Genomic DNA, 25,079 nt, shown 5'->3' with positions numbered 1-25,079 from the left:
TTAATAATTTACTATAACTTTTAATGATTTTCATCATTTCCATGTCATAGTTAGTATATTTACAAGGCAAAAATACAAAAAGAGTTAATGATAACAAGTCTTTTTAGTAAATCTAAACCATTAAATTTTATTATTGTTTTTTTTATCCTAGTCTTGGCTTTTGCTTTAGGTAACAAGCATAACGTGGACGAAACGAAGCTATTGGAGAAAGTGGTTTTATTTTTAGTGTGCGTGGTGTCTGTTTTGATTATTAATTTTATAGTCTCTAAAAACAATTTAACACAGAACAGTAATTACGAAATCCTTTTTTTTAGTTTGTTTTTATTGGCATTGCCCAATACCACAACCAACGGGCACATTCTAATTTCCAATATTTTTTTATTGCTTGGTATAAGGCGCTTGATAACGATGAGGTCTCAAATTGATGTACAAAAAAAAATATTTGATGCGGCGTTTTGGATAGCCATTGCTTGTTTGTTTTACTTCTGGGCCATTTTATTTTTTGTGTTAATCCTTATAGCCTTGTTGCTTTATTCGGATAACAATATAAAACATTGGCTTATTCCTTTTGTAGGAGCAGCAACGGTATTTCTTATTACGGTTAGTGTATCAGTTATTTGGTACGATGATTTTTTTACAATCTTGAACATAGATGCCTCTGTTAGTTACGACTTTAGCAATTACAACTCAGTGCAATACTTAATCACCACGACCATGTTGTTTTCCTTTGGAATATGGTCTTCTATATTTTATTTGAAAAGTATAAATCAAAAGAAAAAAGCGGTGAGACCTCCATTTAAAGTCGTGTTGTTTACGGCATTCATTTCTTTTTTTGTAATTATTTTGGCGCCCAAAAAGGATGGTAGCGAGTTTTTATTTATGCTTGCGCCTGTTGCAGTTATCATTGCCAATTACATTGAAACCATTCAGGAAAAATGGTTTAAGGAATTGTTTTTAGGAATATTGATGTTCGTTCCGTTTATACTTTTAATGCTGTAGTTTTTTCCCAAAAGCTAAATCACCAGCATCGCCAAGCCCAGGGACAATATAATTTTTATCGTCTAATGTTTCATCAATGGCAGCAATCCATAAATGCGCATTTTCAGGAAAATTTCGGTTTACAAAATCGACCCCCTCTTGAGTTCCAATAGCACTTATTAGATGAATTGCTTTTGGAGAGCCGTACGGTTTTAATGCTTCGAAAGTAGCTAGCATAGATTGTCCTGTAGCGAGCATTGGGTCTGCTAAAACAAGCGTTTTATTATCTAAATTAGGACAGGCGAGATACTCTACAAGAATTTCAAAATCTTCAGGGTTTTCTTTATGGCGTCTATAGGCCGAAATAAAAGCGTTTTCTGCAGTATCAAAATAATTGAGCAAGCCATAGTGTAAAGGAATGCTCGCTCTTAAAATGCAGCATAACACAAGGTCTTGTTCCATCAGCTGCATGTGGCAAGTGGCCAAAGGTGTTTCGATTTTCGATGGTTTGAACGTTAGGGACTTACTCATTTCATACCCTAAAATTTCCCCAATACGTTCTGTGTTTCGCCTAAAGCGCATGCTGTCTTTTTGAATATTTACGTCTCTTATTTCTGAAATAAACGTATTTAAAATGGAGTTTTGTTTGGACAAATCGTGAATAACCATAAGCGGAAAATAAAATTAAAGTTAATGAAACCTAAGCAGAGCGGAGTTGTTGAGATCCCTTTAATACTTTTGAGGTTTTTTAAACTTTACAAATATATCTATTATAGGGCATAGAGATCAATCTGTTAAGGTTAAATGTTTCTAGTCGGTTTTTAGTTAAATAAAACCTGTTGGGTATTGTTTGATAGCATGGATTTGATTCTGTTATGTATTTGTGCTATCCTTGTGTTTTAATCCTAATAGGTTAAAAAGCTTTAATAAACAAGTCAGTATTAGCTCGAATTTATTTTTTAATGCTCCACTTTTAGTCTTTACACAATAAAAGAGGATTGTCCCTGTTTTATAAACAAAGCGGGCATATGTTATAAATGATATAAATTCCGTAATTTTGTTTATTAAACTATTTAGATTTAGAACATGTTTACAGAGAAAGCCAACAAAATATTTCAGGACGTTATTGAAAAGTACCATGTAATTAATACCGTGGATCAACCTTTTGAAAATGCTTACGCAGAAAGCGATTTATTAGAACATTTGTTATATCGAAAATCTTGGATAGACACGGTACAGTGGCATTATGAAGATATTATCCGCGACCCTCAAATTGATCCTATTGCAGCTTTAAAACTGAAGCGTAAAATAGATGCCTCCAATCAGGACAGAACGGATATGGTGGAGTATATAGATAGCTATTTTTTAGATAAATTTGCAGATGTTACTGTAAAAACAAACGCCACGATCAATACAGAAAGTCCTGCTTGGGGCGTAGACAGGCTCTCAATTTTAGCATTAAAAATCTATCACATGAATGAAGAGGCAACAAGACAAGATGCTTCGGAATCTCATAGGGCTGCTTGCCAAAAGAAACTTGATATTTTGTTGGAACAACGCGTGGATTTGTCAACTGCTATCGATACGCTTTTAAGCGATATTGAAAAAGGGGATAAGTATATGAAAGTTTATAAGCAAATGAAAATGTATAATGATGATGAGCTAAACCCTGTTTTAAGAGGCCAGAAATAAGTATCATTCTAAGAATTTAAATGGCTAAACTACCAAAACACATTCTCGTTATTCGCTTATCAGCTATGGGCGATGTTGCTATGATGGTGCCTGTTTTGCAGGCGCTTACACAACAAAATCCAGCACCTAAAATAACTCTTCTTACACGATCATTTTTCAAGCCCTTTTTTAGGCACTTGCCAAATGTTACCATATACTCTATTGATACCGAGGGAAAACATAAAGGAGTTTTAGGTTTGTATAAGCTTTCAAGAGCGCTTAAAAAACTAGATATTGATGCGATTGCCGATTTGCATAATGTGATACGAAGTAATATTTTAAGAATGTTTTTAACAGGGATACCATTTGTGCAATTGGATAAAGCGCGAGCAGAAAAACGAGACTTGATTTCGGGAAAATCTTTTCGGCAACTAAAAAGCACTCATCAGCGGTATGCCGATGTTTTTAAGCGTCTAGGATTTAAAATAAACTTAGAAAAACCTTTCTTCCCTGAACCGAGACCCTTAAACGATAAAATACAGAATATCGTTAAAAACACTAACCTTAAATGGGTTGGTATTGCACCATTTGCAGCTCATGAAAGTAAAATGTATCCATTAGATCTTATGGATACTGTTATTGAGAGCCTTTCAAAAAAATATCAAGTAATTTTATTTGGCGGTGGTGATGAAGAGGTGGTAATACTAAGCGAATTTGAAAAAAAACACCATCAGGTTGTTAACGTGGCTGGGAAATTAAGCCTAGATGAAGAATTGGATTTGATATCCAATCTAGATGTTATGCTGGCTATGGATTCGGGAAATGCGCATATAGCCGCAATGATGGGGGTGAAAGTTGTTACTATTTGGGGCGTAACGCATCCTTACGCGGGTTTTGCTCCAATTTACCAGCCAGAAGACTATGCGTTGCTTTCAGATCGTGACATGTATCCAAAAATACCCACATCCATTTACGGAAATAAATACCCAGAAGCTTATAAAGACGCTATGGACAGTATTTTACCCAAAACCATATTAGAAAAAATAGACTCTATAATTTAAAAGTTGCTAAGGGAGCTTTCTAAACATCATCATAATCTACAGCAAGGGTAGGTGTGGTAGGATGAGCTTGACATGTTAAAATCAAACCTTCGGCAACTTCGCTTTCTGTTAGGATATTGTTTTGTCTCATGGTAGCGGCGCCTTCAGTAATCCTTGCTAAACAGCTGCTACAAATACCGCCTTGGCAAGAATAAGGAGCATCTAAATCATGGTCTAATGCAGCTTCCAGAACGGTTTGTTTTTGAGGCATATCAAACGTGGTGGTTTCATCATCTACAGTAATGGTAATTTTTGTATTTCCATGTGCAGGGGCATCGTTGTTAACATCAACCGGTTTTGCAGCTTTAAAAAGTTCAAAATGGATGGTGTCTTTGTTAATGTCATTGGCTGTTAAAACATCTTTCACAGTATGGATCATGGCTTCTGGCCCACATAAATAAAACGCGTCCACATCTATATGTTTATGCTTATTTTTCATCACATAATTTACGGTGCTCTTTTCTATACGTCCAAAAATAGAATCTTCTCCATCTTCTTGGCTAAATACAAATTGAATGGAAAAGCGCTCTTTATATTGTTGCTGAAGTTTTAAAAGGGCGTCCAAGAACATAGTATCAGAAGTTGTTTTATTGCCATATACTAAAATCACTTTACTATGAACTTCTTCTTCTAAAGCACATTTTATAATGCTTAAAATGGGTGTAATGCCACTACCAGCTGCAAAAGCAGCAATATTTTTAGTTTTAGAGTCGTTTGGTGTGAAGATAAAACGTCCTTTTGGAGGGGCAACCTCTACAAGGTCTCCAACTTTTAAAACAGTATTGGCATAAGATGAAAACGTACCATCTTTAACCTCTTTTACAGCCACTTGAAGCGCTCCACTTTTGGGCGAAGAACATAATGAGTAATCTCGTCTTATTTCTTGTCCATTAATAACCATCTTTAAAGTAACATATTGGCCTGCTTGAAAAACAAAAGTGTCTTTTAAGCTTTCAGGAACATCAAAGCCGATGCTTATAGCTTGATTGGTTTCTCTGGTGATATCTTTGACTGTGAGTTTGTGAAATCCGGACATTTGTAAAAGTTTTAAGCAAAAATAGTAAAGCCTTCACATTTTGAAGGGATATTGAAGAGAAAAATTCACTGAAGCATCATGGAAGTAAATAATTTAGTGCATTTAGGGTGGCGAAAATTTTATAAAGAAGATTTATACCTGCTTAAGTGCAGATTAAAGGAAAGCGAGATGATAAATTATCAGAATATAATTTCTCATAATTGTAGCATTTAGCCTTAATTTAGCAAGATTAAGTGAATTTAAAACTCAAAGAGTTCAATATGAAAAAAATCCTATTGGTATGTTTATGTTTGGCAATGTTTAGCTTACAAGCACAAGACCAAACCGCCTTTAAAAATGAAACGGTGGAGTTTCTTAAACTTACAGGCGCAGGTGCTGCTTTTGAAAGTGCTATTTTCCAAATCGGCATGATGGTTCCAGAAGCTAATAAAGAGGCTTTTACTAAAGAGGCGAATGGTACGTTAGCGGGGCTTTATGATAAGATGGCAGGAATCTATATGGCGGAATTTACTCAAAATGAAATCAAGCAATTAGTGAGTTTTTATAAAACGGACTTAGGGGAGAAATTAGCAGAGAAACAGTTGTCTTTAATGCAAACGGCCATGGCACATGGTCAAGCTTGGGGCTTGGAGGTGCAAGCGATTGCTCAAAAACATTCAAAATAAAAAAAGGTGATAAAACATTTTCTAAGCTTAGAGTGGAAATCCTTTTTTAGATCGGCGTCTTTTAAAGTTAACGTTGTTTTAAAGATGGCTTTAGCGTTTTCGTCGCTTTTCATGGTGGCCTCGTTCTTAAGTTTAGGTATTGGAGCATATTATCTTATCGAAGAACACTTCAATCAAGATCCTTTGCGTATAGTGAATCAAATGCTTGTGTTTTATGTGGTCTTTGATTTGGTTTTTCGCTATTTTTTTCAAAAGATGCCTATCATAAATATTAAGCCTTTATTGTATCTGCCCATAAAAAAAAACAAGATTGTGAGTTTTGGATTAATTAAAACCATGCCTTCATTTTATAATGTGATTCACACCTTTTTTTTTCTTCCTTTTTCTTTTGTTTTAGTAAAAGAGGGCTACCCGATTAGTCAGGTTTTAGGTTGGTATTTGGCGCTTACTGCTATGCTGTTTAGTAATAATTTTATAAATGTCTTTATAAGCAATAAAGACTTGTTGCTTTATATACTATTAGTGATTTTTTTAGGTTTTGGGGTGTTAAAATATTATGATGTTCTCGATATAAGTAGTTTTACGGCCCCTTTGTTTCAAATCTTTTATGATAGGCCTTTTCTAGCTGTTGTACCAAGTTTATGGTTAATCTTCTTTTATGTTATGGCCTTTCATTATTATAGGAGGAATTTGTACCTGGATAGTGGGTTGGCAAAAAAAGTAGATGTAGCGCACACTCAAGATTTAGCTTGGCTAAATAGGTTTGGAAGTCTGTCTGTTTTTTTAAAAAATGACATAAAACTGATTAAAAGAAATAAACGTTCTCGGTCCACTTTATTCATGAGTGTTTTGTTTCTTTTTTATGGCTTGATGTTTTTTACGGGAGGTGTTGAAGCTTATAGCGGTCCTTTTTGGAGGGTTTTTGCTGGTATTTTTGTGTCTGGAGGGTTTTTATTTAGTTTCGGACAGTTTGTGCCCAGTTGGGACAGTGCCTATTACCCGCTTATGATGAGTCAGAATATCCGATATAAGGCGTATTTAAATTCTAAATGGTATTTGATGGTGGCTGCTACCGGTGTTTCAACGCTATTGGCGTCGTTTTATTTGTATTTTGGATGGCAAGCCTATTTGGCAATTATAGCTGGTGCGATTTACAATGTTGGCATTAATGGCTATATGGTGCTTTGGGGCGGTGCTTATGTTAAAACGCCTATAGATTTGGCCTCTGGTAAGAAAGCATTTGGTGATAAAAAGTCTTTTAATGCAAAAACAGTATTGCTCACCATACCAAAAGTTCTTTTGCCTATGCTGGTATATGCTATCGGTCATTTTACATTAGGAGACACGTTTGGACTTGTTTTGGTGATGCTCTTAGGCGTGTTGGGCTTGCTGTTTAAAAACAAAGTCTTTAAAGCTATAGAGAAAGTCTATAAAAAGGAAAAGTATAAAACACTTGCCGCTTATAAACAAACCAATTAAAACAGTTAAAGGGTATGATTAAAACAACGAATCTTTCTAAAACATATCATTCTAAAACGGTATTGCATATAGAGTCTTTAGAGATACCTAAGGGACAAAGTTTTGGACTTGTAGGAAATAATGGGGCTGGAAAAACCACCTACTTTAGTCTGCTTTTAGATTTGATTCAGCCCACAACTGGATATATCGAAAACCATACGGTATTGGTTCATGAGAGTGAAGATTGGAAATCGTTTACATCGGCTTTTATTGATGAAAGTTTTTTAATTGGTTATTTAACTGCTGAAGAGTATTTCTATTTTATTGGAGAATTGCGACATCAGAACAAAATCGAGGTAAGTGCTTTTTTAACTCAGTTTAAAGATTTTTTTCATGATGAGGTTTTAGGCCAGAAAAAATACCTTCGCGATTTGAGTAAGGGAAACCAGAAAAAGGTTGGCATTATAGCGGCTTTAATAGGTCGGCCTGAAGTGGTTATTTTAGATGAGCCATTTGCTAACTTAGATCCAACAACCCAGATTAAGTTAAAACAGATTATAAGAAACCTGGCTCAAGAACAAGGGATAACCGTTTTAATTTCCAGCCATGATCTAATTCATGTTACCGAAGTGTGTGAACGTGTTGTAGTGCTTGAGAAAGGATGCATTGTAAAAGATTTAGTTACTAGCCCAGCCACGTTAAGGGAGCTTGAGTTTTATTTTGAACACACGCATGGGGTTAAGCCGTAGTCTTTGTGGTATAATTATACATTATTTCAAGTGTCTTTTTTTTTAAAAATCACAGTTTATCCAAAAAATGTTTCATTTTACAGCTTAATCAAAAAAGATGCTTATTTTTACCCTCTTGCATACTAAATGTAATAGTTTATAGTTATTTATAGCACCAAATAAACAGGGTATTGAAAACATTTTATTACGCCATATCAGCCATTGCTATTTCCGCATGTATCATAACCGGTTGTTCCCGAAAAAAAGATAAATTTTTAAGTAGAAATTATCATGCTTTAACAACCGAATATAATGCTCTCTATAATGGCTATATTGCGTTGGAACAAGGTCGTCAAAACCTAAATAACGCGTATTCAGATAATTACTGGGATATTCTGCCCATAGAACGCATGGAAATTAATGAAGAAATTATCCTCCCTGGGCAGTCTAAAAATGAAGATTTTAATCGTTCTGAAGAAAAAGCAGTTAAAGCGATTCAGAAACATAGCATGAACATAGATGGGAAAGAAAAAAACCCACAGATGGACGAAGCTTACTTATTGTTAGGGAAGGCGCGTTATTTTGATCAACGATTTATCCCTGCTTTAGAGGCCTTTAATTATATTCTTTATAAATATCCAGCAAGTGACAAGATAAATCAGGCCAAAATTTGGAGAGAGAAAACCAACATTCGTTTGGAAAATGATGAGTTGGCTATCGAGAATTTAAAACGTCTTTTAAAACAAGAAGATATTACAGGTCAAGACTTAGCAGATGCTACCTCTATTCTGGCACAGGCATACATTAATACTAAAGTTTTAGATACGGCCATTACGCTTTTAGAAACGGCATCGTATGCTACGAAAAACAACGAAGAACGTGGGCGTTATCGTTTTATACAAGGGCAGCTTTATAATAAACTGAGTTATAAGGATAGTGCTAATATGGCTTTTGATAGGGTTATTGCATTAAATAGAAAAACACCGCGCATTTACATGATAAATGCACACCTTGAAAAAGTTAAAAATTTCGATTACGAAAAAGGCGATACTATTGCTTTATGGGAGTTTTTAACAGAACTTGAAGAAGACAGGGAAAACAGACCTTTTTTAGATAAGATTTACCATCAAATAGGCCAATTTCATTTAGAAAGAGAGGCAGATTCATTAGCGATAGCGTACTATAATAAATCATTGCGAGTGCCTTCACAAGATAAGCAACTCAAGGCTAAAAATTATCAAATTCTTGGTGATATGAATTTTGATAGCTCTGTTTATAAACTAGCTGGGGCTTATTACGATAGTACCCTGCTGAATTTGAAATTGAATTCCAAGCCTTATCGAACCATCAAACGCAAACGAGATAATTTGGAAGATGTTATTTATTATGAGCAAATCGCCCAAGTGAATGATAGTGTTTTGAAATTAGTGAATTTTTCAGAAGAAGATAAACTAGCCTATTTTGAAAATTTTGTTGCAATACTTAAAAAACAGGCTGAAGACGAAAAAGCGAAACAAGAGGCTGCCGAACGAAACCGAGATGCAGGCCTGGAAATAGGGGGTGTAAACTTGGGCAATTCATCCCAAATATCAGCGGCAACAAGGGGCCCTGGCGCGCCAAGTCAAGCAGCTCTTTTTTATTTTTATAACCCTACTACAGTGGCGTATGGCAAAAATGAGTTTGTAAAAACTTGGGGAAATAGACGCTTAGAAGATAATTGGCGCTGGTCGAATAAAAACACTTCAGAACTTAGTAATCCTGATGTCTTAAATTCAGCTGTCGCTGAACGAGAAACCGTTAATGAATATTTTGATCCACAATTTTATATTTCTAAAATTCCTTCAACAGAAAAAGAAATAGACAGCATTTCTAAAGAAAGAAATTATGCCTATTATCAGTTAGGGCTTATTTATAAGGAAAAATTTAAAGAATATAATCGATCAAAAAATAAATTTGAAGCGTTGTTAAAAAGCAATCCGGAAGACCGTCTCGTATTGCCTTCGAAGTATAATCTTTATAAAATTTACGAATTATTAGGCGAGAATAGCGAAGCTGAAATTGCTAAAAAAGACATTATAAAAAATTATCCCGATTCGCGTTATGCTACGATATTGACCAATCCAGACTTTGTGTCGGAAAAAGACGAAAACAGTCCGGAAAGTATTTATGAAACGGTTTATGCGCAGTATGAAAATCAGGAATACGCCCAAGTGATACGTGAAAGTGAAACACATATACGTGTGTTTGATGGTGACCCTATAGTGCCAAAATTTGAACTTTTAAAAGCAACGGCAATAGGAAGGCTGTATGGGTATGAGCCTTATAGTGAAGCTATTAATCAAGTTGCCGTTACTTATGCCAATGTGCCAGAAGGGCAGCAGGCGCAGCATATCGTAAACCAAGTGTTAACAAGAATAAAGTCTACCGAGCTGGTTGAAGATGAAGCTGTAGAGGCACACTATAAAGTCATATTTCAATTTGAAAAGGCTACCCAAAGCGTCATTCAGGATTTTAATACCGTTTTAAATGAAGTATTGTTAAATATAAAATATTACGATTTAAAAACCTCGATAGATGTATATAATCCCGATACTGTGTTTGTAGTTATTCATGGTTTAAAAAATAAAACTGTAGCCAAAACATTTGATCAATTACTAATAAAAGAAGATAAGAAGAAAATAAAAAAACCTTATTTTGCCATATCTTCAAAAAATTATCAAACCATTCAAATTCATAAAAACCTGGAGACTTATTTGGGTACCACTAATAATTAAATTGAAATATTATGTTTTCTGAGAGTAAAAAAAAAAGCAAACACATGGACGATAAAACAAGTCAAAATATAATTGCGCAAGGCACTAAAATTGTTGGAGACCTTACGAGTGAAGGAGATTTTAGAATAGATGGCATAATAGAAGGAAATATAAATACCACTGGTAAAGTTGTGGTTGGTAAAACCGGACATATAAACGGGTCTTTACAGGGTACCGATGCTTATTTTGAAGGAAAGTTTTCTGGAAGGCTTACGCTTTCAGGAACCCTTACTTTAAAAGCTACTGCATATATTGAGGGAGAAGTAGTTTCGGAGAAGTTGGCCGTTGAGCCAGGAGCAACATTTAATGTAACGTGTATAATGAAAGGTGCAACAAAAGAGATGAACCATGGAGGGCAACAACAACCCAAAAAATCAGAAGCAGAAAAAGCAGTTTAACCCTTATATTAGATTCTCTTCTATTGCCATTCAAATGGGAGCAACAATCTATCTAGGAAGTAAATTAGGGGCTTGGTTAGATGTTGAATTTGATAGCGCTAACCAGCTGTACTTTAAGATAGTCACGTTGCTTTCGGTTTTTATTGCTATCTATGCCGTAATTAAACAAGTTTCAAACATCACCAATAACAACAATAAACCTAAAAAAAATAAATAATGATTAAGCGCATTCTGTATGTAGTGGGTATTTTGGTTGTACTTTTTCTTGTAAGCTTCAACCTTCATAACTATCTTGTAACCGATCCCCCTGCATATTCGTTACTACATGTATACCTCTTTCATCTTATTTCTGCCGTTATCGTTTACGTATTAATGGAGTTTATGGCAAGTGAATTGCCTAGTCAAGCAGGCTATACTTACTTAGCCTTGATTTTTTTCAAAATAGGGGCATTTGTTTTGTTTTTTCAGGACTCTGTTTTCTATAATGATAATTTATCGCAATCTGAACGTATAGGTTTGGTTGTGCCATTGTTTCTATTTCTAATGACAGAAGCCATTAGTATAGCAAAATTATTAAACAGTAAATAATAATATTCAAAAGGGTTTCTTGTAGTATCATAACTATTGTAAAAATCTCAATGAAAAACCGTTTTAATTTTTAAATTATTACTTACATTTGCACAAAATTTACGAAGCATAAATTTATTTAGTCACAGAAGATATGATGGTAGCAAAAAAATCTATCAATTTTATAGCAGTTTTAGTTTTGACATTGTTTTCCTTATCTGCATTTGCAAACGATGATCAACAACACTCAGGCAATCAGATTGATTCTCCAACCGAAATCAGAGCATATATTGCGCATCACTTAAAAGATTCTCACGATTTCCATTTTTATTCTGATAATAAAACAAATACACACTACGGATTTCCTCTTCCTGTAATTGTTTGGACCAGTAATGGGCTAAAAACGTTTATGTCTTCTGCTTTTCAGCATGATGATAACGGACAGGTGATTGTAGATGCTGGTGACACGAAGCTTTTTAAATTTCATAGTAAAATATACGAGCTAGAAGAAGGTGCAACAACTGTTAGTTTAGATGAAACCCACCACGTTGTTAATGCGACTAAAGTTTTAGATTTCTCTATTACGAAAAGTGTTTTTGGTATGCTTTTAGCCGGATTGATAATGGTTTTAATATTTGGTAGATTAGCCAATGGGTATAAAAAAGGAAACGTTGTGCCAAGAGGTTTTGGCCGTGCTTTGGAACCTTTGGTTATTTATGTTCGTGACGAAATTGCAAGACCGAATATAGGAGAGAAGAAGTACCGTAAGTTTATGGGGTTCTTATTAACGGTTTTTTTCTTTATTTGGATTTTAAATATATTAGGATTAACACCATTAGGGTTTAATGTTACCGGACAAATAGCGGTAACGGCTTGTTTGGCTGTTTTTACAATGATAATTTATTTGTTTAGTGGAAGTAAAGATTTTTGGGCACACACCTTATGGATGCCTGGAGTTCCTTATTTGTTAAGACCTGTTTTAGCGGTTGTGGAGTTGGTAGGTTTTCTTGTTATTAAGCCTTTTTCCTTATTGGTGCGTTTGTTTGCGAACATGACAGCAGGTCATTTTGTGTTTATGAGTCTGATAGCGTTAATGATTACCTTAAAAGCTGCCTTTGGACCAGTGGTGTCTACAGGGGTGTCTTTGTTTTTATCGTTATTTATATTTGTAATAGAACTTTTGGTAGCATTTTTACAAGCTTTTATTTTCACCATGTTATCATCATTATTTATAGGAATGGCGGTTGAAGAGCACGACCATTCACATTAAAAAGAATTTGTTTAATTAATTATTTATAAAAATCAAATCACTATGTACAATTTAATTGGAGCAGGAATAATCGTAATCGGTGGAGGTATCGGTTTAGGTCAAATTGGTGGAAAAGCAATGGAAAGTATTGCACGCCAACCTGAAGCTGCTGGAAAGATCCAAACGGCAATGATCATCATTGGTGCCTTATTAGAAGGTTTAGCTTTTGGTGCATTAATCCTAGGGAAATAAAAATTTCCTAACAAAAACAAACAGACTTCTGTAACGGTTGGTTGCAGAAGCTGTTTTAAAATTAAACAAAAACAAAACTAATTTATAGTTACTCATGGATCAGTTATTAAACGATTTTTCACCAGGATTATTTTTTATGCAAGCGATTATCTTGTTAATAATAATCTTATTAATGAAAAAATTTGCTTGGAAGCCTATTTTAGATGCTTTACAAGACAGAGAAGATGGCATTCATAATGCGTTAGATTCTGCTAAAAAAGCAAAATTGGAAATGCAAAATCTTCAAGCAGACAATGAAAGGCTACTTATAGAGGCGAGAGCAGAGCGTGATGCGATGTTGAAAGAAGCTCGCGATATTAGAAGTAAAACAATTGAAGATGCAAAAGGAGAAGCTCAAGAGCAAGCCCATGCGATAATAAAACAAGCACAAGTTGCTATAGAAGGTGAGAAAAAAGCTGCTGTAATAGCACTTAAAGATTATGTGGCAACGCTATCATTGGAAATTGCTGAAAAAGTAGTGCGTACTGAATTATCTAACAAAGACAGACAACTGGAATTGGTTGAGACCATGTTGGATGAAAAATCATTAAATTAAACAATCATGTCAGGAGCAAGAGCAGCGATACGTTATGCAAAAGCAATTTTAAGTTTGGCAACAGATCAGCAAGCAGCAGATGTTGTTAATGCAGATATGAAATTAATTGTCAGTACTATTGCAGAAACAAAAGATTTAAGAGACATGCTTTATAATCCTGTAATACCTTCATCGGTAAAAAAATCAGTTTTATTGGAAGTCTTTCAGGATACAAATAAAACCACTTTAGGTTTAATCGATCTTTTGGTTAGCAATAAAAGAATTGGAATCTTAAATGATGTCGCATTACACTATAGCCAATTATTGGATCAATCCAAAGGTGTTGAATTGGCTACGGTTACCACAGCAGTTCCTTTAACGGCAGAGTTAGAAACAAAGGTTTTAGTAAAAGCTAAAGCGCTTACAGGAAAAGATGTTGAAGTGAAAAATATAGTAGATGAAAGCATTTTAGGTGGTTTTATTTTACGAATAGGAGATTTGCAATATAACGCAAGTGTTGCCAATCAATTAAACAAACTAAAAAAAGAATTTACATTAAATTAAAAAACGTTTTTTGTTTTCTATATGGCATATTAGATGTTACAGGTAATTACTGGAATGGAGCAATTTAGAAGTAATAAAAAACAAGATTTAAATACTAAATAAAGATGGCAGAAGTAAAACCAGCTGAAATATCAGCAATCTTAAAAAAACAACTTTTAGGTTTTGAGGCTAGCGCTTCATTAGACGAAGTAGGAACTGTATTAACGGTAGGTGATGGTATCGTACGTGCTTACGGATTAGCGAACGCACAATATGGTGAGTTAGTTGAATTCGACGGCGGTTTGGAAGGTATCGTACTTAATCTTGAAGAAGATAACGTTGGTATTGTACTATTAGGTGCATCAGTAGGGGTGAAAGAGGGCTCTATTGTAAAACGAACAGAGCGTATTGCTTCTATCAATGTTGGTGAAGGGATTGTTGGTCGTGTTGTGGATACTTTAGGTACTCCTATCGATGGAAAAGGTCCAATTACAGGTGAAACGTACCAAATGCCTTTAGAGCGTAAAGCACCTGGTGTTATTTTCCGTGAGCCGGTAACAGAGCCATTGCAAACGGGTATTAAATCTATTGATGCCATGATTCCTGTAGGCCGTGGCCAACGTGAGTTGGTTATTGGTGATCGCCAGACTGGAAAAACAGCTGTTTGTATTGATACCATCTTAAATCAAAAAGAATTTTACGATGCAGGAGAACCTGTATATTGTATATATGTTGCTGTTGGACAAAAAGCATCTACAGTAGCCTTAATTGCTAAAACATTAGAAGAAAAAGGTGCCTTAGCGTATACAACAATTGTTGCAGCTAATGCCTCTGATCCTGCGGCAATGCAAGTTTATGCACCATTTACAGGAGCTTCTATAGGAGAATATTTTAGAGATACTGGTAGACCAGCATTAATTGTATTTGATGATTTATCAAAACAAGCTGTTGCATACCGTGAGATTTCTTTATTATTACGTCGTCCACCAGGACGTGAGGCCTATCCAGGTGACGTGTTTTACTTACACTCTCGTCTATTAGAGCGTTCTGCAAAAATCATTAATAATGATGAGATTGCTAAAGACATGAACGATTTGCCAGAATCACTAAGACCTCTAGTAAAAGGTGGGGGCTCTTTAACAGCCTTACCGATTATTGAAACTCAGGCGGGAGATGTGTCGGCATATATTCCAACCAACGTAATTTCTATTACAGATGGCCAGATTTTCTTAGATGGAGATTTATTTAACTCAGGTGTACGACCTGCTATTAACGTAGGTATTTCTGTATCTCGTGTTGGTGGTAATGCCCAGATTAAATCTATGAAAAAAGTAGCAGGTACATTAAAATTAGATCAAGCACAATACCGAGAATTAGAGGCTTTTGCTAAGTTTGGTTCTGATCTTGATGCCGTTACATTAAACGTTATTGAAAAAGGAAGACGTAACGTAGAAATCTTAAAGCAAGCTCAAAATGATCCTTTTACAGTTGAAGATCAAATCGCAATCATTTATGCAGGAACAAAAAACTTGTTAAGAGAAGTTCCTGTTCAAAAAGTGAAAGAGTTTGAAAAAGACTATATCGGATTTTTAAAAGTGAAACATGCGGATGTATTGAGTGCATTAAAAGCAGGTAAATTAACTGACGAGATTACCGATACCTTAACAGCAGTAGCTAAAGAATTATCAAGTAAATATAAAGCTTAAAACGTTCAAGACTTAGAGTTGTGGGTCTGTTTTGCTCACAACTCTAAAGCTTTTATTATAAAATATAAGTAAAGTCTTTAAATAACCGTTCTATTGAAATCAAAGGCTTTTAATAAGCTTAAAAAACAGGACTGTTTTTTTACCGGCAAACTAAAAGAAAAAATAATTTGGTGTTGTATTAAAAAAGGTAATTAAAGCATTTTTCGGATGGAAGTGTTTAATATTACTGGATAATAAATACCTAAAGCAATGAAGAATAAGTGTGAGGATTTAATAAGACGACCGAAAGGCATTATCAAATATTCGAAACTTGACACTCATAACTCATAACTCGTTTTTATGGCAAATTTAAAAGAAATACGTAACAGAATAGCATCGGTATCTTCAACCATGCAGATAACCAGTGCCATGAAAATGGTATCGGCTGCAAAATTAAAGAAAGCTCAAGATGCAGTTACGGCAATGCGTCCTTATTCAGAAAAACTAACAGAGCTTTTACAGAGTTTAAGTGGGGCTATGGATTCCGACTCTGTAAGTAAATATTCTAATCAACGTGACTTAAAGAATGTGCTTTTAGTGCCAATAACATCCAATAGAGGTTTGGCAGGTGCCTTTAACTCCAATATTATTAAAGAAGTTAATAGGCTTACTACTAAAACATACGCAAACCAACAGGTTTCTTATCTAACTATTGGAAAAAAAGCCTATGATATTTTTAAAAAAACAAATAGGGTTATAGCTAATGAAAGTGATCTTTATGATGACTTAACGTTTAGCAATGTTGCTGAAATTGCTGAATTGTTGATGGAGAAGTTTGTTTCTGGTGAGTTTGATAAAATCGAAATTGTTTATAACCAATTTAAAAATGCCGCCACACAATTTGTAATAACAGAACAGTTTTTACCAATAGTCCCTGTTAAAGCTGATGACACAAGTACAACCGATTATATTTTTGAACCTTCAAAATTAGAAATAGTAGAACAATTGATTCCTAAATCTTTAAAAAATCAATTATATAAAGGTGTTAGGGATTCTTTTGCAAGTGAACACGGCGCACGTATGACGGCTATGCATAAAGCTACAGATAATGCTACCGAATTAAGAGATCAACTTAAATTAACATATAATAAAGCGCGTCAAGCCTCTATTACCAATGAAATTTTAGAAATTGTTGGTGGAGCGGAAGCTTTAAACAATTAGGCGTAGCGAGAGCGAAGCCAAATGTTTCAAAAAGGCGGAAGCTTTAAACAATTAGGCGTAGCGAGAGCGAAGCCAAATGTTTCAAAATGGCGGAAGCATTAAACAATTAGGCGTAGCGATAGCAAAGCCAAATGTTTCAAAAAGGCGGAAGCTTTAAACAATTAGGCGTAGCGAGAGCGAAGCCAAATGTTTCAAAAAGGCGGAAGCATTAAACAATTAGGCGTAGCGAGATTTTAAATAAAAACGAATTAGCGCCCTGAACAAAACTCAAGGGTCTTATAGTAGAAATAACCAAACCTAACTTTACGAGTTAGGTTTTTTTATACATTAGTTTTTAATATATTATTTCTGTAAAATTTAAAACCAAAACAGGCTTTCGAACACAATAACTTATCTTTGTTTTGTGCTTTCTAAAACCGTACTTTTAACACTTTAAATACCCAATCTTTGAGTGGAATAAAATCTCTTTTTAAGCAAACATTTATCTATGGAATGGCCACAGTGCTTCCTAGAATGTTGAGTTTTATATTAGTGCCGCTTTATACTACAGATGGCGTACTGTCTTCGGTGGACGAGTATGGTGAAATTTCTGTTATTTTTTCATATTTCGTGTTGTTTAATGTTGTTTTAGCTTACGGTATGGAAACTGCTTTTTTTAGATTCTTCAATAAAGAAGATGATGAAAAAAGCGTTACAGGAACTGCTACTATATCTCTTCTTTTATCCTCCTTTGGTTTTTTTGTAATAGCCTTATGGTGCCAACAGTACATTGCATCACTAATAAATATCGATGTAAAGTACGTTAATCTGGTTATTTGGATTTTACTTTTTGACGCTTTGGTTATTATTCCTTTTGCTTGGTTAAGGGCCAAACAGCAACCTATGCGCTATGCTATCGTTAAAATTTCGAACGTTGCAATCAATTTAAGTTTAAATCTTTTTTTCTTATTAGCTTTAAAAGATTTAGCAGCGAATTATGCGGTTTTTGAAAGCATCTACAGACCAAATTTTGAAATCAGCTATATTTTTATAGCTAATGTAATTGCCAGCGGTGTAACGCTTCTGTTCATGATGCCGTTTTATACTAAAATTAAATATGTGTTTAATGCCGCATTATGGAAACGTATGATGCGTTATGCATTGCCTATATTAATTGCAGGTGTTGCTTTTTCGGTAAATGAAACTTTCGATAGGATCCTTTTAAAGGAGTTGCTGCCAGAAAACATTGCAGACACCCATATTGGTATGTATTCAGCGTGTTATAAGTTGGCGTTATTCATGACTTTGTTTGCAACGGCATATAGATTGGGGATCGAACCTTATTTTTTTAGCCATTCCAAATCAGAGAACCCACAGAAAAATTATGCAAAAATCTTAGAGTATTTTGTGGCTTTTGGGGCTATTATTTTACTTGGGGTAGTGGTTTTTGCCGATATATTAAAACCAATAATCGTTAGGGGTGAAGCTTATTGGGAAGCCATGTGGGTAGTCCCCATTATTTTAATGGCCAATTTTTTCTTAGGCATTTATCATAATCTATCGGTTTGGTATAAAATTACAGATAAAACTAAATTCGGAGCTTATATTTCCATAATAGGTGCTGTAATCACCTTGGTTATCAATATTTTATTTATAAAGGAGTTTAGTTATAAAGCATCAGCTATTGCTACGTTATCTGCATATGCGTCTATGGTACTACTTTCTTATTATTATGGAAGAAAATATTATCCCATACCCTATAACCTAAAAAAAATAGGCTTGTATTTAGTAGGGTCTATTGGCTTATCGCTATTATCATTTTACCAATTTAGAGGTAATTATGTTATTGGAATATCGATGTTAATTGTATTTTTGGGCGTTGTTTATGTTTTAGAAATAAACGAAATAAAGAAAATGTTGAATAAAAATTAGATTATGTACTGCGAAGCGAACCATATACTTAATATGGGTAAGTGACGTTTTTATATCGAATTATGGAAATAAAAATAATAAATACATCCAGTCATCCTTTGCCGAAATATGAAACCGTAGCGTCTGCAGGAATGGATTTACGTGCGCATATAAAAGACGCTATAACGCTAAAGCCTTTAGAACGAGCTATTGTAAAAACCGGCTTATTTATCGAACTACCAATTGGGGTAGAGGCTCAAGTTAGACCAAGAAGTGGTTTGGCTGCCAAGCATGGCGTAACGGTTTTAAATGCTCCCGGAACCATAGATGCCGATTATCGTGGAGAAATTGGTGTGATTCTTGTAAACCTTTCCAATGAAGATTTTAAAATAGAGAACGGCGAACGGATAGCACAATTAATCATTTCAAAGCATGAACGTGCGGAATGGACAGAGGTTGAAACACTTTCTGAAACCTCGAGAGGCGAAGGAGGCTTTGGCAGTACAGGAAGAACATAATTGATGAACGCCGTTTTTACTTTATAATGAAATAAGCGTATCACCCGAATTAAGAAAAAAGTTTAATTAAAAATATACACGCTCTAAGCGTAAACTTGTATGAAAATAATAGTTCCCATGGCAGGACGCGGTTCGCGTTTACGCCCACACAGTTTAACAGTGCCAAAACCATTAATACCTGTAGCTGGGCAACCTATTGTCCACCGACTTGTTAAAGACATTGCTAAAGTTTTAAAACAACCTATTGAGGAAATCGCTTTTGTGTTAGGAGACCCTGCTTGGTTTGGAGACGATGTAGTAAAAAGCCTAGAAGCTTTAGCAGAAAGCTTAGGTGCTAAAGCATCTATTTATAGACAAGATCAACCTTTAGGTACGGGGCACGCTATCATGTGTGCTAAACCATCTCTTTCTGGCCCAGCTGTAATTGCTTATGCCGATACCTTAATTCGGGCAGAGTTTGATTTGGATCCTGAGGCAGATAGTGTTATTTGGACCAAACAAGTGGATAATCCTGAGGCTTACGGTGTTGTAAAACTAAATGTTAATGAAGAGATTGTAGAGCTTGTAGAAAAACCAGAAACATTTGTTAGCGATCAGGCTGTAATAGGAATTTACTATTTTAAAGATGTTGCCGTTTTAAAAGAGAAATTACAAGAAATCTTAGATGAAAACATTAAGAATGGAGGCGAATACCAAATTAATGATGGTATTAAGCGCATGATGGCAGATGGTAAAATATTTAAAACAGGTACGGTAGAAGAATGGATGGACTGCGGAAACAAAGCGATAACCATTGAAACGAATGAGAGAATGCTAGGGTTTTTAAAGGCAGATGGCGATGAAGCATTGATAGCCGCTTCAGTAACATTGGAAAATTCAAAAATTATAGAGCCTTGTTTTATTGGTGAACATGTCGTGTTGAAAAACACAACAGTTGGGCCTTTTGTTTCTATTGGAAATGATAGTATTATTGAAAACTCAACGCTTAAAAATAGTTTGATACAAAGCCATACCACTATTAAAAATGCAGACCTAGACCAGGCGATGATTGGAAATCATGTAACGTTCGATGGCCATTTTAAAGCTGTAAGTATTGGGGACTATTCTGTTTTAGAATAAAAGTGTTTTGTATGTCTAAGCTTTTCAATCATAATAAAGTTGAAGCATTTCAATATATACAAATGACGTTATTTAATATTTAGAGCCAGGTAGTTTGTTATCAAGAAGATAACAGTTTGCCATGCCAGAGTAAAGCGAAGCGCCTTATTTTAAATTTTCAAAACTATATGCGACTTTAAACATTTCAGAGAATTTTAGGCCAGCAGAATAAAAAGTAAATGAAACACAGCATCTACATACTCTTTCTTATCTTCGGAATAGTTTTTTTTCCGCAGCTAAACTATGCTCAAGTAGATTTAAATAAAAAACCAGAAGACGATTTAGGTAATTATGAAGATGCTTTTCAAGAACACTTTTTTGAGGCTTTAAAGCAAAAAAGCATAGAGAATTATGACAGAGCGGCCAAAGCGCTTTTAAAGTGTATCGACATTGATAATGCGGTGCCTGTTTTATATTTCGAACTTGGTAAAATCTACGTAAAACTCAAGAACTTTGGTGATGCCGAGCGTGCTTTAAAAAAAGCAGTGAGTAAAGCGTCAGATAACGAATGGTTTTTAGACGAACTGTATGCGCTTTACGTTTCTCAGCAGGATACGAAAAAGTCCATTAAAATTGTGAAACAACTGGTGGCATATCACCCAGATTATAGAGAAGACCTAGCATCACTTTATTTTAAAGAAAAAAAATACAGTAATGCTTTAGAGATTTTAGATGGTATGGATGCCGAGTTTGGAATCTCGGTGTCTAGGGATTTGATGCGAAACCAGATTTATGAGGTTACTGGTCGTAAAAAAGAACAGATTGAAAATTTAGAAGGGCGTATTGAGAACAACCCAGATAAGGAGTCCAACTATTTAGCGCTTATTTTCCGTTACAGTGAAAATAATGAAACTAAAAAAGCTTTTCAAACAGCAAAGGAGTTACTAAAGACAAATCCGAACTCGCAAATGGTGCATCTAGCACTATATAAATTTTATTTGGATGACAAGGAGACCGAAAAAGCTATTGAATCCATGAAAATTGTGATTAAAAGTCCGCAAATAAAGCCAGATGCGAAACAAAAAGTGTTATTAGACTTTATAGATTTTGTAAAAGCACATCCTAAATATGAACCGGACCTGGTAGAGGCAACCACTTTGGTTGAAGCAACCAATAGCGAGAAAACCCTATTAGAATTAGGGCAGTATTATTTAAAAATAGAGAATAAAGCCAAAGCATTAAGTTATTTCGAGGCGGCCTTAAGGGTGCAGCCCGATAATTTTGCTGCCTTGCGCAATGTGATGTTATTGCATATCGATTTGCAACACTATGATGCTGCCTTAGAACAAAGTGATAAAGCCTTGCAAAGATTTCCTTCGCAACCTATTTTTTATCTTATAAATGGCGTAGCATTAAACCAATTGCACCAAGAACAAAAAGCGGTGGATATCCTTGAGGCCGGTTTGGATTATATTATTGATGACCCAAAAATGGAAGTCGATTTTTACAATCAATTGAGTGCCGCTTACACCCAATTGAACAATACTATTAAAGCGAAATCGTTTACAGATAAAGCCCGTAAAGTAATGGGCTCTAATTAATTTCTAGCACTATTATGTTCAGTAATAAACATCTTATATATATCTTTTTAGCAGGCTTTTTAGTTTTTGGCTGTAAATCTACAAGAACCATTGCACCTGGTGAGAAAAATCTAAATCTATCCACAAAACAAGTCGTTAAAGAACATTTAAAACAAACACCAGAGTTTAAAACACTGGCTTCTCGTGTTAGAATTGATATTGCTGATGGTGAAAAAAGCAGTGGCTACACGGTTAATGTTCGCGTGGAAAAGGATAAGCAGATTTTATTGATGTCTACACCAATTTCAATCGTAAAAGCACTCATTACCCCTGAAAAGCTTAGTTTTTATAATAAATTAGATAACACCTATTTTGAAGGGGATTTTAAATATTTAAGTGATTTATTAGGTACCGAACTTGATTTTCAAAAGATTCAAAATTTATTGATAGGTGAAGCGTTATATGATGTAAGCGACCGTAATTATAAAGCATCTGTTCTGGAGGAAACCTATGTTCTGGAACCTAAAAAACAGTTAGAATTATTTGAATTGTTTTTAATAATGGACCCTTCAATATTTAAGTTGAAATCTCAGCAAATTACACAATTAAAGACGTTCAGGCATTTGCAAATTGATTATTTATCCCATCAAGAGGTTGAGAAGCAGGTGTTTCCTGAGAAAATAAAAGTAATGGCTGTAGAAGGTGAAAAAGAAATGATTATTAAGCTAGAATTTAAAAGTATATCTTTGAACGAGGATTTAAGATTTCCTTTTAGCATTCCTTCTGGCTATAACCTTATTGAGCTTAAATGATACGTATAAAAACGATATATAAATTCCTTTTTTTAGCAGTCTTTTTATTGAGCGGAACGACTGTTTTGTCGCAGAGTGACAAACAACAGCAGCTCGAAGAACGACGTCAAGAACTACGACAAGAAATTAGGAAAATAAACCAGTTACAGACTGAAAATAAATCCAAACAAAAATCGCAACTATCTTTAATTGAAAGCTTTAATTATAAGATTAGTGTATTAACGAACTTGATTAAAGTAACTAATCAGCAAGCCAATTTACTAACTAGGGAAATTAATAATAATCAAAAGAAAATAACCGATCTTAGAGAAGAATTAAAACGGCTTAAGAAAAATTATGCGGCCATGATTGTGAAGTCCTACAAAAGTAAGAACGAGCAAAGTAGGATTATGTTTTTGTTGTCTTCCGAAGATTTTAAGCAGGCTTATAAACGCATGCAGTACATCAAACAATACTCAGACCATCAGAAGCAACAAGGGGAAGAAATTAAGCTGAAAACCTTAGAATTGCAAAAAATAAATCAAGATTTATTAAAACAACAAGATACCAAGAAGAAATTAATTGCTGAAAATAGGGAAACACAGAATACGCTAGAAGCAGAGCGTAAAAAGCATCAGGAAATGGTTGCTTTTATAAATAAAAATCTGAATATTTATGCGTCTCAAATTAAAACGAAACAGCAAGAAGCAGATAAAATTGATAAAGAGATTGATGCTATTATTAGGGCTGAAATGGCTAAATCTAGAAAAAAGACAGGAACTGTAGCGTCAAGCTCAAGCTCCTCGACGTTTTCATTAACAGCAGAAGAAAAAGTATTGGCATCGAATTTTACCGCCAATAAAGGCAAACTACCTTGGCCTGTAGAAAAAGGCTATGTTACTGTTAAGTATGGCACACAACCACATCCTGTAAACAAGTCCTTAACCATAAAAAGTAATGGGGTGCGTATAGCTACAGAGAAGGGCGCTAAAGTAAGAGCGGTTTTTAATGGAGAAGTCACGCGAGTAGTGGTCATAAAGAATGCCAATGCCATTGTGATGATTCGTCATGGTAACTATATCACGGCATATAAAAATTTAAAATCTGTTAGTGTTAAAGAAGGTGATAAGGTAGGCACCAAACAGGAGATAGGTGAAGTATTTACGAGTCCGAATAACGGCGAAACGCTTCTGTATTTTAGTGTTTATAAAGAAATTGAGACTCAAAATCCAGCATCTTGGATTTATAAAATGTAAATGCTGCCCACAATCTTAACCTGTAAGGTTTTAATCCGATTGTGGAGAATGACTTGAGATGCGGATACTTCAGATTACCCTAAAACATAAACTGTAATATGGAACAATGCGGGTAGTCGCGTTAGGGATAGAACGGCATGTTTGAGCTCGCCGACGCAGGAGGAAGCGAGTAGTGAAAGCCCGACACTCCCGATAGCTATCGCGAGTGTAACGCTATAAATATTAATCGAATAAAGCTTTTAATTCACTAGCGTCATGAGGCTTTATTTTACCAGCTAATAATAAACTCAATTGTTTTCGTCGCAAGGCAGCAGCAAATCGCTCTTTCTCACTAACAGTTTCAGGATAAATCTTAGGAACGACGGTGGGTTTGCCTGTCGCATCTACCGCAACAAATGTATAAATTCCTTCGTTAGCCTTCATTTTTTCGCCAGAAGCCGTGTCTTCCACCCAAACATCAATAAACACTTCCATAGATGTTTTAAAAGCTCTAGATACCTTGGCCTCCACGGTTATCACGCTACCTAAAGGAACGGCTTTAGTAAACGCTACATGGTTTACAGAGGCGGTTACTACAATCTGATTACAGTGCCTTCTTGCTGAAATACTAGCAGCACGATCCATTCTAGCTAACAGTTCGCCACCAAATAAGTTGTTTAACGGGTTCGTTTCTCCTGGTAAAACCATATCGGTTGAAATGGTAAGAGATTCTCTGGGTGATTTAGCTTGCATGATCTGTTTTTTTTATGAAAATGTAAAGATACACGATTTTAGTATTTAGAAAATGGGAATCCAATAACTATCTAATTTTTGTTTTGATATTAAGGATACATCCCCATTGGTTTGCGTATCTTTACAGCGCTAAAGGGGTGCTCTATGTATAGGGCTGAGATGATACCCAGGAGCGCTGCTCCATACCTGATTTGGATAATGCCAACGTAGGGATTTTGATTAAAATGCACAATTGTATTTTCGTCTTGTATCATCTTTTTTTTAGTCTAATAGATA

Annotated in this window: 25 protein-coding genes; 22 read left to right on the top strand and 3 right to left on the bottom strand. The window is 35.0% G+C overall.

The genetic code is table 11. The features are described 5' to 3' along the window. The first annotated feature begins 87 nt into the window (after positions 1-87). Positions 88-999: a DUF6427 family protein gene (locus ACFFU9_RS00655; protein WP_379859425.1), complete on the top strand. Its 912-nt coding sequence runs from the start codon at positions 88-90 to the stop codon at positions 997-999. Here the strand turns inward: ACFFU9_RS00655 and upp are convergent. Next, the gene (gene upp, locus ACFFU9_RS00650) at positions 988-1,647 is read right to left on the bottom strand and encodes a uracil phosphoribosyltransferase (RefSeq protein ID WP_379859424.1); all 660 of its coding nucleotides are present in this window, start codon (positions 1,645-1,647) and stop codon (positions 988-990) included. The genes ACFFU9_RS00655 and upp overlap by 12 nt on opposite strands. 417 nt (positions 1,648-2,064) lie before the next feature. Between upp and ACFFU9_RS00645 the strand changes: the two genes are divergently transcribed. Then, positions 2,065-2,670 (top strand): DUF4254 domain-containing protein, encoded by a 606-nt coding sequence (locus tag ACFFU9_RS00645; protein WP_379859423.1) that lies wholly within the window; start codon positions 2,065-2,067, stop codon positions 2,668-2,670. Positions 2,671-2,690: 20 nt separating this feature from the next. Further along, on the top strand, positions 2,691-3,710 hold the full coding sequence (locus ACFFU9_RS00640; RefSeq protein WP_379859422.1) for a glycosyltransferase family 9 protein: 1,020 nt from the start codon (positions 2,691-2,693) through the stop codon (positions 3,708-3,710). Between the two features lie 19 nt (positions 3,711-3,729). Here ACFFU9_RS00640 and ACFFU9_RS00635 read toward each other — a convergent pair whose 3' ends face one another. Beyond that, the gene (locus tag ACFFU9_RS00635; RefSeq protein WP_379859421.1) at positions 3,730-4,785 is read right to left on the bottom strand and encodes a 2Fe-2S iron-sulfur cluster-binding protein; all 1,056 of its coding nucleotides are present in this window, start codon (positions 4,783-4,785) and stop codon (positions 3,730-3,732) included. Positions 4,786-5,045: 260 nt separating this feature from the next. Between ACFFU9_RS00635 and ACFFU9_RS00630 the strand changes: the two genes are divergently transcribed. The 19 genes from ACFFU9_RS00630 to ACFFU9_RS00540 all read left to right on the top strand — a co-directional run bounded on the left by ACFFU9_RS00630 (position 5,046) and on the right by ACFFU9_RS00540 (position 24,071). Continuing rightward, positions 5,046-5,450, top strand: coding sequence for a DUF2059 domain-containing protein (locus ACFFU9_RS00630; protein ID WP_379859420.1), 405 nt, complete (start codon positions 5,046-5,048; stop codon positions 5,448-5,450). A gap of 6 nt (positions 5,451-5,456) precedes the next feature. Then, positions 5,457-6,929, top strand: a complete 1,473-nt coding sequence (locus tag ACFFU9_RS00625) for a DUF5687 family protein (RefSeq protein ID WP_379859419.1) — start codon at positions 5,457-5,459, stop codon at positions 6,927-6,929. A gap of 14 nt (positions 6,930-6,943) precedes the next feature. Continuing rightward, positions 6,944-7,657, top strand: a complete 714-nt coding sequence (locus tag ACFFU9_RS00620) for an ABC transporter ATP-binding protein (protein WP_379859418.1) — start codon at positions 6,944-6,946, stop codon at positions 7,655-7,657. A 170-nt stretch (positions 7,658-7,827) separates the two neighbouring features. Further along, on the top strand, positions 7,828-10,410 hold the full coding sequence (gene porW, locus ACFFU9_RS00615; RefSeq protein ID WP_379859417.1) for a type IX secretion system periplasmic lipoprotein PorW/SprE: 2,583 nt from the start codon (positions 7,828-7,830) through the stop codon (positions 10,408-10,410). Between the two features lie 11 nt (positions 10,411-10,421). After that, on the top strand, positions 10,422-10,847 hold the full coding sequence (locus ACFFU9_RS00610; RefSeq protein ID WP_379859416.1) for a bactofilin family protein: 426 nt from the start codon (positions 10,422-10,424) through the stop codon (positions 10,845-10,847). Beyond that, positions 10,798-11,064 (top strand): AtpZ/AtpI family protein, encoded by a 267-nt coding sequence (locus ACFFU9_RS00605; RefSeq protein WP_379859415.1) that lies wholly within the window; start codon positions 10,798-10,800, stop codon positions 11,062-11,064. The genes ACFFU9_RS00610 and ACFFU9_RS00605 overlap by 50 nt, the downstream gene beginning before the upstream one ends. After that, on the top strand, positions 11,064-11,435 hold the full coding sequence (locus tag ACFFU9_RS00600; RefSeq protein WP_379859414.1) for a DUF6168 family protein: 372 nt from the start codon (positions 11,064-11,066) through the stop codon (positions 11,433-11,435). The genes ACFFU9_RS00605 and ACFFU9_RS00600 overlap by 1 nt, the downstream gene beginning before the upstream one ends. Before the next feature lie 133 nt (positions 11,436-11,568). Continuing rightward, on the top strand, positions 11,569-12,684 hold the full coding sequence (gene atpB / locus ACFFU9_RS00595) for a F0F1 ATP synthase subunit A (protein WP_379859413.1): 1,116 nt from the start codon (positions 11,569-11,571) through the stop codon (positions 12,682-12,684). Between the two features lie 42 nt (positions 12,685-12,726). Then, on the top strand, positions 12,727-12,915 hold the full coding sequence (gene atpE, locus ACFFU9_RS00590; protein WP_072347917.1) for an ATP synthase F0 subunit C: 189 nt from the start codon (positions 12,727-12,729) through the stop codon (positions 12,913-12,915). A 94-nt stretch (positions 12,916-13,009) separates the two neighbouring features. Next, positions 13,010-13,510 carry a F0F1 ATP synthase subunit B gene (locus ACFFU9_RS00585; RefSeq protein ID WP_379859412.1) on the top strand — a complete coding sequence of 167 codons (501 nt, stop codon included), beginning with the start codon at positions 13,010-13,012 and terminating at the stop codon, positions 13,508-13,510. 6 nt (positions 13,511-13,516) lie between these two features. Beyond that, a complete protein-coding gene (gene atpH, locus ACFFU9_RS00580; RefSeq protein ID WP_379859411.1) occupies positions 13,517-14,053 on the top strand; it encodes an ATP synthase F1 subunit delta in 537 nt (178 codons plus the stop codon). Positions 14,054-14,157: 104 nt separating this feature from the next. Further along, on the top strand, positions 14,158-15,738 hold the full coding sequence (atpA, locus tag ACFFU9_RS00575) for a F0F1 ATP synthase subunit alpha (protein ID WP_379859410.1): 1,581 nt from the start codon (positions 14,158-14,160) through the stop codon (positions 15,736-15,738). 339 nt (positions 15,739-16,077) lie between these two features. After that, a complete protein-coding gene (gene atpG / locus ACFFU9_RS00570) occupies positions 16,078-16,938 on the top strand; it encodes an ATP synthase F1 subunit gamma (RefSeq protein WP_379859409.1) in 861 nt (286 codons plus the stop codon). 447 nt (positions 16,939-17,385) lie between these two features. Further along, complete coding sequence (locus ACFFU9_RS00565) at positions 17,386-18,849, top strand: oligosaccharide flippase family protein (protein ID WP_379859408.1); 1,464 nt, start codon at positions 17,386-17,388, stop codon at positions 18,847-18,849. 62 nt (positions 18,850-18,911) lie between these two features. Then, positions 18,912-19,346, top strand: a complete 435-nt coding sequence (dut, locus tag ACFFU9_RS00560) for a dUTP diphosphatase (protein WP_379859407.1) — start codon at positions 18,912-18,914, stop codon at positions 19,344-19,346. Between the two features lie 99 nt (positions 19,347-19,445). Next, entirely contained in the window at positions 19,446-20,465 is a 1,020-nt protein-coding gene (locus ACFFU9_RS00555; RefSeq protein ID WP_379859406.1) for a sugar phosphate nucleotidyltransferase, read from the top strand. Positions 20,466-20,683: 218 nt separating this feature from the next. Then, positions 20,684-22,045 (top strand): tetratricopeptide repeat protein, encoded by a 1,362-nt coding sequence (locus ACFFU9_RS00550; RefSeq protein ID WP_379859405.1) that lies wholly within the window; start codon positions 20,684-20,686, stop codon positions 22,043-22,045. 14 nt (positions 22,046-22,059) lie between these two features. Further along, the gene (gene lolB1 / locus ACFFU9_RS00545) at positions 22,060-22,836 is read left to right on the top strand and encodes a lipoprotein insertase outer membrane protein LolB1 (RefSeq protein WP_379859404.1); all 777 of its coding nucleotides are present in this window, start codon (positions 22,060-22,062) and stop codon (positions 22,834-22,836) included. Beyond that, positions 22,833-24,071, top strand: a complete 1,239-nt coding sequence (locus ACFFU9_RS00540) for a murein hydrolase activator EnvC family protein (protein WP_379859403.1) — start codon at positions 22,833-22,835, stop codon at positions 24,069-24,071. The genes lolB1 and ACFFU9_RS00540 overlap by 4 nt, the downstream gene beginning before the upstream one ends. Before the next feature lie 222 nt (positions 24,072-24,293). On the opposite strand, the gene ACFFU9_RS00535 is transcribed toward ACFFU9_RS00540, so the two are convergent. Next, positions 24,294-24,803: an acyl-CoA thioesterase gene (locus ACFFU9_RS00535; RefSeq protein ID WP_379859402.1), complete on the bottom strand. Its 510-nt coding sequence runs from the start codon at positions 24,801-24,803 to the stop codon at positions 24,294-24,296. Positions 24,804-25,079 lie beyond the last annotated feature (276 nt).

Origin of the sequence: Mariniflexile ostreae (assembly GCF_042427585.1) — a bacterium.
GTDB classification, from domain to species: domain Bacteria; phylum Bacteroidota; class Bacteroidia; order Flavobacteriales; family Flavobacteriaceae; genus Pseudalgibacter; species Pseudalgibacter ostreae.
Note: the sequence above shows the minus strand (reverse complement) of the source record. Positions and strands in the feature narration are given on the sequence as shown.

Coding starts and splice junctions, on each gene's coding strand:
- ACFFU9_RS00655 (WP_379859425.1), top strand. CDS start 88: ATGATAACAAGTCTTTTTAGTAAATCTAAACCATTAAATTTTATTATT.
- upp (WP_379859424.1), bottom strand. CDS start 1,647: ATGGTTATTCACGATTTGTCCAAACAAAACTCCATTTTAAATACGTTT.
- ACFFU9_RS00645 (WP_379859423.1), top strand. CDS start 2,065: ATGTTTACAGAGAAAGCCAACAAAATATTTCAGGACGTTATTGAAAAG.
- ACFFU9_RS00640 (WP_379859422.1), top strand. CDS start 2,691: ATGGCTAAACTACCAAAACACATTCTCGTTATTCGCTTATCAGCTATG.
- ACFFU9_RS00635 (WP_379859421.1), bottom strand. CDS start 4,785: ATGTCCGGATTTCACAAACTCACAGTCAAAGATATCACCAGAGAAACC.
- ACFFU9_RS00630 (WP_379859420.1), top strand. CDS start 5,046: ATGAAAAAAATCCTATTGGTATGTTTATGTTTGGCAATGTTTAGCTTA.
- ACFFU9_RS00620 (WP_379859418.1), top strand. CDS start 6,944: ATGATTAAAACAACGAATCTTTCTAAAACATATCATTCTAAAACGGTA.
- ACFFU9_RS00610 (WP_379859416.1), top strand. CDS start 10,422: ATGTTTTCTGAGAGTAAAAAAAAAAGCAAACACATGGACGATAAAACA.
- ACFFU9_RS00605 (WP_379859415.1), top strand. CDS start 10,798: ATGGAGGGCAACAACAACCCAAAAAATCAGAAGCAGAAAAAGCAGTTT.
- ACFFU9_RS00600 (WP_379859414.1), top strand. CDS start 11,064: ATGATTAAGCGCATTCTGTATGTAGTGGGTATTTTGGTTGTACTTTTT.
- atpB (WP_379859413.1), top strand. CDS start 11,569: ATGATGGTAGCAAAAAAATCTATCAATTTTATAGCAGTTTTAGTTTTG.
- atpE (WP_072347917.1), top strand. CDS start 12,727: ATGTACAATTTAATTGGAGCAGGAATAATCGTAATCGGTGGAGGTATC.
- ACFFU9_RS00585 (WP_379859412.1), top strand. CDS start 13,010: ATGGATCAGTTATTAAACGATTTTTCACCAGGATTATTTTTTATGCAA.
- atpH (WP_379859411.1), top strand. CDS start 13,517: ATGTCAGGAGCAAGAGCAGCGATACGTTATGCAAAAGCAATTTTAAGT.
- atpA (WP_379859410.1), top strand. CDS start 14,158: ATGGCAGAAGTAAAACCAGCTGAAATATCAGCAATCTTAAAAAAACAA.
- atpG (WP_379859409.1), top strand. CDS start 16,078: ATGGCAAATTTAAAAGAAATACGTAACAGAATAGCATCGGTATCTTCA.
- dut (WP_379859407.1), top strand. CDS start 18,912: ATGGAAATAAAAATAATAAATACATCCAGTCATCCTTTGCCGAAATAT.
- ACFFU9_RS00555 (WP_379859406.1), top strand. CDS start 19,446: ATGAAAATAATAGTTCCCATGGCAGGACGCGGTTCGCGTTTACGCCCA.
- ACFFU9_RS00550 (WP_379859405.1), top strand. CDS start 20,684: ATGAAACACAGCATCTACATACTCTTTCTTATCTTCGGAATAGTTTTT.
- lolB1 (WP_379859404.1), top strand. CDS start 22,060: ATGTTCAGTAATAAACATCTTATATATATCTTTTTAGCAGGCTTTTTA.
- ACFFU9_RS00540 (WP_379859403.1), top strand. CDS start 22,833: ATGATACGTATAAAAACGATATATAAATTCCTTTTTTTAGCAGTCTTT.
- ACFFU9_RS00535 (WP_379859402.1), bottom strand. CDS start 24,803: ATGCAAGCTAAATCACCCAGAGAATCTCTTACCATTTCAACCGATATG.